This window comes from Nonomuraea sp. NPDC003201 (assembly GCF_053590415.1).
The window spans coordinates 64,483-74,511 of sequence record NZ_JBSFTC010000024.1 but is presented as its reverse complement, the minus strand read 5'-3'; the positions used below and the strand labels follow the sequence as shown (position 1 = coordinate 74,511).

The 10,029-nt window shown below is 71.2% G+C and carries 12 protein-coding genes; 7 read left to right on the top strand and 5 right to left on the bottom strand.

The features are described 5' to 3' along the window. The 3 genes from ACWDX9_RS12720 to ACWDX9_RS12710 all read right to left on the bottom strand — a co-directional run. The coding region (locus ACWDX9_RS12720) for an SDR family NAD(P)-dependent oxidoreductase (RefSeq protein ID WP_449952528.1) at positions 1-357 on the bottom strand (357 nt) is incomplete at its 3' end. 43 nt (positions 358-400) lie between these two features. Beyond that, positions 401-721, bottom strand: a complete 321-nt coding sequence (locus tag ACWDX9_RS12715) for a hypothetical protein (RefSeq protein ID WP_449952525.1) — start codon at positions 719-721, stop codon at positions 401-403. After that, complete coding sequence (locus ACWDX9_RS12710) at positions 714-1,091, bottom strand: MerR family transcriptional regulator (RefSeq protein WP_449952522.1); 378 nt, start codon at positions 1,089-1,091, stop codon at positions 714-716. The genes ACWDX9_RS12715 and ACWDX9_RS12710 overlap by 8 nt, the downstream gene beginning before the upstream one ends. Before the next feature lie 50 nt (positions 1,092-1,141). On the opposite strand from ACWDX9_RS12710, the gene ACWDX9_RS12705 reads away from it, so the two are divergent. The 7 genes from ACWDX9_RS12705 to ACWDX9_RS12675 all read left to right on the top strand — a co-directional run bounded on the left by ACWDX9_RS12705 (position 1,142) and on the right by ACWDX9_RS12675 (position 7,193). Beyond that, entirely contained in the window at positions 1,142-2,026 is an 885-nt protein-coding gene (locus ACWDX9_RS12705; RefSeq protein ID WP_449952519.1) for an NAD(P)-dependent oxidoreductase, read from the top strand. Continuing rightward, positions 2,023-2,454, top strand: coding sequence for a PPOX class F420-dependent oxidoreductase (locus tag ACWDX9_RS12700; RefSeq protein ID WP_449952517.1), 432 nt, complete (start codon positions 2,023-2,025; stop codon positions 2,452-2,454). Before ACWDX9_RS12705 ends, ACWDX9_RS12700 begins: the two co-directional genes overlap by 4 nt. A gap of 105 nt (positions 2,455-2,559) precedes the next feature. Beyond that, positions 2,560-3,981 (top strand): MFS transporter, encoded by a 1,422-nt coding sequence (locus tag ACWDX9_RS12695; protein ID WP_449952514.1) that lies wholly within the window; start codon positions 2,560-2,562, stop codon positions 3,979-3,981. 4 nt (positions 3,982-3,985) lie between these two features. Next, a complete protein-coding gene (locus tag ACWDX9_RS12690) occupies positions 3,986-4,462 on the top strand; it encodes a GNAT family N-acetyltransferase (RefSeq protein ID WP_449952511.1) in 477 nt (158 codons plus the stop codon). 64 nt (positions 4,463-4,526) lie between these two features. After that, positions 4,527-5,909: an SUKH-4 family immunity protein gene (locus tag ACWDX9_RS12685; protein ID WP_449952508.1), complete on the top strand. Its 1,383-nt coding sequence runs from the start codon at positions 4,527-4,529 to the stop codon at positions 5,907-5,909. Between the two features lie 42 nt (positions 5,910-5,951). Then, positions 5,952-6,677, top strand: coding sequence for a hypothetical protein (locus tag ACWDX9_RS12680; protein ID WP_355212801.1), 726 nt, complete (start codon positions 5,952-5,954; stop codon positions 6,675-6,677). 3 nt (positions 6,678-6,680) lie between these two features. Beyond that, on the top strand, positions 6,681-7,193 hold the full coding sequence (locus ACWDX9_RS12675; protein WP_449952504.1) for an AAA family ATPase: 513 nt from the start codon (positions 6,681-6,683) through the stop codon (positions 7,191-7,193). A 167-nt stretch (positions 7,194-7,360) separates the two neighbouring features. Here the strand turns inward: ACWDX9_RS12675 and ACWDX9_RS12670 are convergent, their stop codons facing one another. After that, positions 7,361-8,575: an MFS transporter gene (locus ACWDX9_RS12670; protein ID WP_449952502.1), complete on the bottom strand. Its 1,215-nt coding sequence runs from the start codon at positions 8,573-8,575 to the stop codon at positions 7,361-7,363. Positions 8,576-8,585: 10 nt separating this feature from the next. Further along, positions 8,586-9,977, bottom strand: coding sequence for a DNA-3-methyladenine glycosylase 2 family protein (locus tag ACWDX9_RS12665; RefSeq protein ID WP_449952499.1), 1,392 nt, complete (start codon positions 9,975-9,977; stop codon positions 8,586-8,588). Between the last annotated feature and the right edge of the window lie 52 nt (positions 9,978-10,029).

The following is a 10,029-nucleotide window of genomic DNA, read 5'->3' as shown; positions in this document are numbered from 1 at the left end:
CGCCGCCCGCACCAGCGCGGCCGGGCCGAACAGGTGCAGATCCATCAGCTCACGCAACTGCGCGTCGCCGACCTCCTCGACCGCGCCGACCACGGCCCGGCCCGCGTTGTTGACCAGCACGTCGAGCTGCCCGAACCGGACAAGGGCGGCACGCACGAGCTCCCCGGCCGCGCCGGCGTCCCGGACGTCGAACTCCGCGATCAGGCACCTGTCGGGGTGCTTCGCCGCCAGATCGGCCACGCTCTCGGGCCGGCGCACCGCCGCCACCACCCGGTCGCCCGCCGCGAGCGCCGCCTCCGCCAGCGCGCGTCCGAAACCCCGGGACGCGCCGGTGATGATCCAGGTCTTTGTCGTCATGCCGGCGACGCTACGACTTCGAGCGCGCTCGAACGCAAACCGGCTACTTGGGGCCGGGCGCCCGAAAAGCCATGACGTAGAAAACCGTTGAGGCGACGAGGAAGCAGACGGCGGGAACCATCAAGATGAGGCCCAACAGCGGATCGACGTCCAGAACCTGGGGGAGCAGCATCGTCGTCAGCGAGGCGGACATGAAAATCTGCGCCCAGGAGAACGGCTTCCAATAAGCCCATTTACCTGCCGGAACCCAGCGCGGGAGCCCTCGGTTGATCAGTGTGAAGATGCCGAGCAAGAACGGAAAAGCACACGATGTGAGAGCGATCAGCGCCATGTAGTGCGTGACTGTCTCTAAGGACTCAAGCATGTGACCCGCTCCCCACAACGCGCCGCTCCGTGGCGTCGATGTAGTCGCGGAGGGACTGGCGGGAGCGGGCGAGCGTGTCGATGTGCTCGTCCAGGCCGTGCAGGCGGGCCCGCAAGGTGTCCAGGAGTTCGGGGCAGGGCTCCAGGTCAGGGGCCGCGCCGGTGGCGCAGGGGAGCAGGTACGCGATCTCCTGGGTCGACAGCCCGGCTTCGAGCAGCCTGCGGATCTGGGTCACGGTCAGGACGGCGTCGTCGCCGTACTCGCGGTAGCCGTTGGTGCCGCGCTCGGGTTCGAGCAGGCCCTGGGCCTCGTAGTAACGCAGCTGATGCGTGTGGACTCCGGTCTGCCGGCTCAACTCCCCGATCAGCACGCCCGTTCCCCCTTGACCTTCATATCGGTATGAACGTTGAGGATTCTGCCATGAGCACCAACAACGCCAACCACACTCCCGTGACGGTCATCGGCCTGGGGCTGATGGGTCAGGCGCTGGCCGGAGCGTTCCTGCGCGCGGGGCACCCCACGACCGTGTGGAACCGTACGGCGGCCAAGGCCGACCAGCTGGTGGCCCAGGGCGCGACGCTCGCCGGCTCGGTCGGCGAGGCCGTCGCGGCCGGCCCGCTCGTGGTCGTCTGCGTCACGGACTACGACGCGGTGCACGGGCTGCTCGACCCGCTGGGCGCGGTTCTCGACGGCCGGGTCCTGGTCAGCCTGGGTTCGGGTACGTCGCAGGGCGCCCGTGAGACCGCCGAGTGGGCGGCGCGGCAGGGCGGCGCCTACCTCGACGGCGCGATCATGGCCGTCCCCGCGGAGATCGGGGCGGACGCCGTCATCACCTACAGCGGGCCGCGATCGGCCTTCGAGCAGTACGAACCGGCCCTGAGGAGCCTCGGTTCGGGAACGACGTACCTCGGCGACGACCACACCCTGTCGGCGCTGCACGAGATGGCCGTGCTGAGCCTGATGTGGAACATCCTGAACGGGTTCCTGCAGGGTGCCGCCCTGCTCGGCGCGGCGGGGGTGCGAGCCGGAGCGTTCGCCCCGCTCGCCGGCAAGGGGATCGAGATCGTGAACGGCTGGCTGGCGGACTACGCGGAGCAGGTCGACACCGGCGCGTACCCGGCTCTGGACTCCACCATCGACACCCACCTGGCCGCGATGGACCACCTCATCCACGAAAGCGAGTCCCTCGGTGTCAGCGCCGAGCTTCCGAGGTTCATCAAGGCCCTGACCGGCCGGGCCGTGGCCGACGGGCGCGGCGGCGACGGCTACGCGGCGATGGTCGAGCAGTTCCGCAAGCCCTCATGACCGCCACCCCGTTCGACCCGCGCACGCTGCTCGCGGAAAGCCGGCTGGGCGTCCTCGCGACGATCAAGTCGGACGGCCGCCCGCAGCTCTCCCCCGTCATGCCTTTCTACGACCGGAGGGCCGAGGTCATCTATGTCTCGATGACCGAGGGGCGGGCCAAGACGGCGAACCTGCGCCGGGACCCGCGGGCCGCGCTGCAGGTCACCAGCCCTGACGGCTGGTCATGGGCCACCGCCGAGGGCACGGTGACGCTCACGGGGCCGGGCGCCGATCCCCACGGTCCCGAGGTCGAGGCGCTGGTGGACTACTACCGCCGCGCCGCGGGGGAGCATCCGGACTGGGAGGAGTACCGGTCGGTGATGGTGTCCGACCGCAGGGTGCTCATGACGATGCGGGTCGAGCACGTGTACGGAGAAAGAATCCGCTGACCGGCGGGCGTTTCGCCTTTTCCATGACCTCCCACGTAATCGCCACGGTACAGGTGCCGGCGGCATTGTCTATCTCGCAAGCGGCCACCACACCAGGAGAGCGACATGACCGCCGTCAAGGCACCCGAGTCCGCCGTCCCCCGGACGGCGGACCCCGGCCAGGGGACTTTGCTGGTCCTCCTGTCCGGCCTCTTCATCACCACCCTCGACTTCTTCATCGTCAACGTGGCGATCCCCGCCATCCAGCGGGACCTGCACGCCACGCCTTCGCAGATCCAGTTCGTGGTGGCGGGGTTCGGCGTCGCGCTGGCCGCCGGGCTGATCACCGCCGGTCGGCTGGGGGACCTGTACGGGCGGCGCCGGATGTTCGCGGTCGGCCTGGCCGGCTTCACGGTGGCGTCGGCGCTCTGCGGGGCGGCGCCCACGGCCGGGATCCTGATCGGCGCCAGGATCGGCCAGGGCCTCGGCGCTGCGCTGCTGATGCCGCAGGTCCTGGCCATCATCAACACCACCTTCACCGGTGAGCACCGGGCCAAGGCGTTCAACGCCTACGGCGTCACGATGGGCTTCGGCGGCGTGTTCGGGCAGCTCATCGGCGGCGTGCTGATCAACGCGGACCTGGCCGGGCTGGGCTGGCGCACCATCTTCCTGATCAACGTGCCGGTGGGCGCGCTCGCCATCGCCCTGGTCCCGCGCCTGGTGCCCGAATCCCGCCTGCCGGGCGGCCCGAAGCTGGACCTGGCCGGTACGGCGCTCGTCTCGCTCGGCCTGGTCGCCATCGTCTACCCCCTCGTTCAGGGCCGCGAGCAGGGCTGGCCCGCATGGACCTGGCTGTGCCTGGCGGCGGCGGTCGCCCTGCTGGCCTCGTTCGCGCTGCACCAGCGGCGGGTCGCCGCACCGCTGGTGGACCCCGGGCTGTTCCGGCACCGCTCGTTCTCCGCGGGCACCGTGGTCAGCCTGCTGCACTCGATGACGATGGGCTCGTTCTTCCTGATCCTGGCGCTCTACCTCCAGCAGGGCCGCGAGCTGGACGCCCTGGGATCGGGGCTCATCTTCCTTCCGCTGGGCCTCGGCTACTTCGCGTCCTCGACGCGGGCCGTCCGGCTCGCGGCCAGGCTCGGCCGCCAGGTCGTCGCGCTCGGGGCGCTGACCATGGCCCTCGGGTACGGCCTCCTCGCCCTGACCGCCACCGCCCTGGGCGAGCACGGTCCCATCGCCTGGATCATCCCCGGGCTCGTGGTCGCCGGCGCCGGAATGGGGCTGGTCATGGCCCCGCTGCCCGCACTCGTCCTGAACGGCGTGGACCCCAGGCACGCGGCCGCCGCCTCCGGCGTGCTGAGCACCGCGCAGCAGGCGGGCGGCGCGATCGGCGTGGCCCTGGTCGGCGTGGTCTTCTACGGCGCCCTGGGCGGCTACCCGCATGCCTTCGCCATGGGCCTGCTCCTCCTCATCGCGCTGGACGTGGCGGTCGCCGCCCTGGTCCAGGCACTGCCCCGGCTGCGTGCCCGCACCGAAGGGGCAGAATGAGCAGGTGACCAGTCCCATCGAGGCGCCCGCGCTCGTCCTGATCCCGTTGCGCCCGGAGCACGCCGACGAGATGGCCGTCGTGCTGTCGGACCCGGACCTGCACACGTTCACCGGCGGCGCCCCGCTCACCGCGCCGGAGCTGCGCGCCCGCTACGAGCGGCTGGTCGCCGGGCCGCCCGGCTGGCGCAACTGGGTGATCCGGTCGCGGGAGGAAGAGCGGCTGGTCGGGTACGTGCAGGCCACGGTCGACGGCCGGACCGCCGAGATCGCCTGGGTGATCGGCACACCCTGGCAGGGCCGCGGCCTGGCCACCGCGTCCGCCCGGGCCCTGGTCGACCAGCTCGTACGGGAGGGGATCGACACGATCGTCGCGCACATCCACCCCGACCACGCCGCCTCGGCCGCCGTCGCCACGGCGGCCGGCCTGCGTCCCACCGACCGGTGGCACGAGGGGGAGGTCCGCTGGGAACGTACCGTCTGATCCGTAAAGATCCCCTACCCTTGGGGGAACTTGATCCCAAAGGCTGACGTCGGGGTGTTGAATCGTGGTCACGCACGAAGAGATGGTCGAGGCTTTCGGTGACGAGGGCCTGCTGCTGATGGACGTCGAGCAGTGCCGCGAGAAGGGGCTGTCGGAGGAGGACGTCCGGATCCTGTCCGAGGTCGGGCTGCCGGTACGCGCGGACCAGGCGTTCACCACCTTCGTCGCCGACGAACCGCGGGTGGGCTCCCTCGTCGTGTTCAGGACGCCGGGCGGGGACCTCAACGTCCTCACGCTCGGCGGCACGTCGGGGGACACGGGCATGCGCTACTTCCTCGACATCCGCACCGGCGTCGTCGGCCTGCTCTCGATGGACGAGACGCCGCAGGCGGAGAAGATCAACAGCTCTCTCGCGACCTTCGTCGAGTTCCTCTACCGGCTCAGGCTGCGCCAGCAGGCGTTGAACGGCGAGTCCCCGGAGGCCGGCAAGGACTACACGGAGAAGCTGTGGCTCTCCCTCAAGGAGCTGGACCCGGACGCCTTCGGCGAGGCCGAGGCCTGGTGGTCGATGGTGATGGACACCCTGATGAGCCGGAACCTCATCTCCGAGACCCGCGCGTTCCTCGAACAGCGCCGCGCCGAGGTCGCCGACACCGTGTCCAAGCTGATCGAGTTCGAGGAGGCCGTCTCGCCGCGCGGCACGCAGCGCGAGGGCTTCGACCGGGCGCTCAGCCGGTTGGAGGACGAGGGCTGGCGGATCGTCGACGCCGAGCGCTTCGCGTCCGACACCGGGACCAGCGGCCTGCTGAGCCCGTGCGCCGACCACTTCACCCCGGACGGGACGCTGGCCGACGACGTGCCGCTCGCGTGGCGGGGCGGGCTGCCCTCCAACATCCAGGCGGCGTTCGCCCGTGAGGGTCTCGTGGTCTCCGTTCCCGGGCAGGCGGGTCAGGAAGACGACTACGACGCGCTGCTGGAGATGGACGCCGACGAGCTGGCCAAGCACAGCGACGCCCTGATGGACTCGCTCATCGCCTCGGTCCACGGCCTGAACAAGCCGGAGGAAGGGGTCGTGACCTGCCTGGCCGCCGACCGGTCGTCCGACCTGTGCCGGATCTCGGCGGCCTTCGACCGGCTGGCCGCGCACGGCTACCTCGCCGAGCCCGACCTCTGGCCGACCGCCTCCGGCGCCTGGCAGCAGGTCCACGAGGCGGCCGCCGCCGCCGGGCGGCCGCCCAGGGCCGTCTTCTGGACGACGCAGTCGCACACGACGAGCTTCGACGCGTACGGCGATCTGGTGGACGAGCTCGTCCTGCAGTGGACCGGCGATCGGGACCTGATCGCGCAGGCGCTGGCCGGCACCGGGCTCGATGTGGAGGTTCCCGAGCACGAGAGCACCGCGTTCCTCCTGCGCCCGGCCTCGGAGGGGCGTTTCGAAGTTTCTTGATGTGAGCCGTCGCGCATCGCGCGGCTCTGTACCGTGCTGCCGGTGAAGATCCAGAAGATGGGAACGCGGCCGTGGCTGGCCGCCGGCGCGGCGATGATCACGGTGCTCGCGGGGGTGGCCGGCCCGGCCCGGGCGGGGGAGAACTACGGGGAGTACTCCCGGTTCGCCGACCGCAGCGCCGGACAGTACTGGTCCGACGGGCAGGCGGCCGGGCAGTGGACCTGGAAGCCCCTGTCGTCCACGACCTCGGAGATCAGCTGGGGCGATCCGAAGAAGTGGCCGCCAGACTACGCGGAGAAGTTCGTACGCGACGGCGACTGGCTGACGCTGGACGGGTGGCGGGGGAACGGCACGTACTACACCGTCAGGGTGACCAAGGAGCAGATCGGCGACGCCAAGTGCGGCGACCTGCGTACGTTCGCCACGTCGGGTCCGCAGCACTACGTGAAGTGGGACATTCCCTCGCAGGGCTACTGCCTCAAGGCGTGGGGGACCATCACCGAGAAGTCGTCGGGGAAGGTCATCGACTTCGGCCACACCCAGATCTGGTCGCCGCCCGCGCCCTGCTCGAACCAGTACCTGAGCGGGAAGACCTGCATCAAGCAGTGGGAATCCTGGTGGGACAACAAGGACGCCCCGGGCAAGCCGATCACCAGGAAACTGGACCGCGACCAGTACATCGCCCGCGGCCTTGGCATGGCGTTCAAGATCCAGCAGTATTTCCCGAAGGACTGGAAGTCGGAGGCACGCTCCTACTGGACCTGGTGATCCATGATCGTATGGCTGAACGGGACGTTCGGCGCGGGTAAGACGAGCACCGCGAGGGAGCTCGTCCCGCTCGTTCCCGGTGCGCGCTGTTTCGATCCCGAGCAGGTCGGCTTCATGCTGCGGACCGTCTCCGACCTCCCGCGCGTCGGTGACTTCCAGCACTGGACGCCGTGGCGGGGCCTCGTCGTGGAGACCGCGGCGCGGGTGCTCGACTACGTGGGCGGGGCGCTCGTGATGCCGCAGACCGTCCTGGTCGAGGAGTACTGGCGGGAGATCAGCGCTGGCCTGCGGGAGGCCGGCATCCCCGTGCACCACTTCGTGCTCCACACCGACCAGGAGACCCTGACTCGCCGGATCGAGGCCGCCGACGACGTGTCGGCCCGGAAATGGCGGCTGGAGCACCTGCCGGCGTACGCGGACGCCTTCCCCTGGCTCAGCCGCGAAAGCCAGGTCGTCGACACGACCGAGCAGCCGCCCGCCGAGGTGGCCAGGACGATCGCGAACCGGCTCGGCTGAGGGTGTTCATCCACAGGTGTGTGCCCAGGCCGGTGGACAGCCGGGTGGAGGCGGTCACGGGCTGTGGTATGGCGACGCCAAGCCCTGATTCTCCAGCATTCCGGCCCTGCCGGGGCGTTCGGGGCAGGTGCTTCCGCCGCCCCTGGTGAGGGCCCGTACGGGCCTGGTTATCCACAGGAGGAGCCAGTTATCCACAACCGGCGGCCCTCGCGTACGAACAGCAGGGCGAAGGCGGGAAGGGCCGCCAGAACGCTCATCAGGATCACCGCCCCCGCCAGGTTGCCCGCCACCAGCAGCGGGGTCACCACGGCGGCCCCGACGGGCGGGGTCGCCTGCATCATCGTGCGGAAGACGCCGAAGACCCGGCCGCGCTGGGACGGCGGGATGCGCTCCATGCGCAGCGACTGCGCCCAGACGGTCATGGGGGCGCTGAACATGCCGATGACCAGGAAGCCCGCGGCCACCGGGATCCAGTCGGGCGACCCCAGCGCCGCCAGGAACCCTGCCGCCGCCACCAGCTCCACCACGGCGATCGCGACCAGCCTGTCGATCCGCGGCCGCCAGGCCCCGGCCACGAACCCGCCCAGGAGCTCACCGGCCGACAGGGCGGCCATGAGGAGCGAGAGGGCGGCGCCGTCGCCCGGGAGCTGCTCCTTGGCCAGCCACGGGGCGACCACCATGGTCATCGCGCCTTCGGCGATGTTGAAGGCCATGAAGGCGAGCGTGGTGCCGACGAGGACCCTGTCGCGGAAGACCGTCACGCGTTCGGCCTGGGGCGCCGGCTTCGCGTGCGGGCGCAGGGGGCGGCGGATCAGGGCCACGGCCACGGCGAAGCAGGCGTAGGTGGCGGCGTCCAGGGCCAGGAGGTTCGCCGGGCCGAGGGTGGTCAGGAGCGGGGCGGCCAGGGTGAAGCCGATGATGCCGGACAGGGAGTAGCTCACGGATTCGAGCGCGTTGGCGGCGTCGCGTTCGCGCGGGGCGACCAGGTCGGGGATGGCGGCCGGGACCGCCGCCATGGGGACCATCTTCAGCAGGCCGTAGAGGGCGGCGACGAGGAAGGGGAGCCAGGCCGGCACGGTCGCGACCGCCGCCGCGAAGGGGATGGATCCGACGGCGACACCGCGCAGCACGCTGTCGGTGATCAGCGCCGCCCGCTTGTCGAACCGATCGAGCAACGGCCCCGCGACCAGGCCGCCGACCACGACGGGAGCGGTGTAACAGACGGCCAGGAAGCCCAGCTTCGCCGTTCCGCCGGGCTGGGCCAGGACGAGCCAGGACAGGGCCACGAACGTCATGCTGTCGCCCACCACCGAGACGGACGCGCCGAGCCAGAGGCTGCGGAAGTCACGCCTGTTCTTGAGGAGGGACAAATAGGTCGACACGAAAGGTTCCTCAGGGGGTGTGGGTGCGTGGCGCGCTCAGGTGCTGCATCGCGTACGAGCGCCAGGGCCGCCAGCGGTGCGCGTCCCCGGCCGTCAGCCCGAGGCGGTGCAGTCCCTCCTGCACGGCCGGGTCGGAGGGGAGGAAGACGTCGGGGTCGCCGAAGGCTCGCATGCGGATCCGTGCCACGGCCTCCACGTCCATGCCCGGCAGGGCCAGGAGCTCGCGTTCGACCTGGTCGCGATCGGCTTCGGGGCCGAGGTGGAGGGTCCCTGCGGTCAGCGCGCGGGCCAGGGCGGTGACCGGGGCGGGCGCGTCGGAGCTCGCCAGGGCCTCCATGCGGGGGAAGGCATGAGTGACGCCGGCCGCTGGATGGGGGAGTCGGGTGCCGTAGGTGCGGACCAGGCGGGCGAGCCGGGATCGGCCGGTGGGGGTCTCCTCGTTCAGGATCGCGCGGATCGCCATCTCGGCCGCGTCCACCTGGCCGGGCACGCGCCTGCCGGGAGTCCGCGCCACCACGGCGGCGAGGCTCGGGTCGCGGGTCAGGTGGTCGGAGATGTCGCGAGGGTCGGCGTCCAGGTCCAGGAGGTGGCGGCAGCGCCGTACCGCTGCCGCCAGATCCTTCAGGTCCTCCAGGTGGAGCTCGCAGGAGACGTACGTGCCCGCGGGGCGGAGCGTGACGAGGCCGAGGCCGTGCGGAAGGGTCAGCGAGCGGCGGTACCAGTGGACGGTGACGTCCTCCAGGCCGGGGATCGCGCGGGTGGCGAGGTAGGAGAACAGGGCCGGCAGGTCCAGGGGCGGGCGGTAGGTGAGGCGTAGCCGTACCGCGCCGGGTGGGCGGCGGGCGGAGGGAGTGCCCCGCAGGGCGGTGGGCGTCGTGCCGTAGACCCTGCGGACGGTGTCGTTGAACTGGCGGATCGAGGAGAAGCCGGCGGCGAACGCTATCTCGCTCGCGGGCAGGTCCGTGGTCTCCAGGAGCGTTCTGGCGGTGGCCGCGCGCTGCGCCCGGGCCAGGGCCTGCGGGCCCGCGCCCAGGTCGGCGGTGAGCTGGCGGTGCAGCTGGCGCTCGCTGTAGCCGAGCCGGGACGCCAGGCCGGCGACGCCTTCGCGGTCCACGAGCCCGTCGGCGATGAGCCGCATGGCGCGGCCCACCACGTCCGCCCGGACGTTCCACTCGGGGGAGCCGGGGGCGGTGTCCGGGCGGCAGCGCTTGCAGGAGCGGAAGCCCGCCTCCAGGGCGGCCGCGGAGGAGGGGTAGAAACGGACGTTCTCGCGCTTGGGCAGGGCGGCCGGGCAGCTCGGGCGGCAGAAGACGCCGGTGGTCACGACGGCGACGAAGAACCGGCCGTCGAATCGGCCGTCGCGGCTTCTGAGCACGGAATACGCGTCTTCGTCGGTGAGCACGCGGACCACTCTTCCGGTTCCGCCGCCGCTCCCACTAGTGGAAATCGGACAT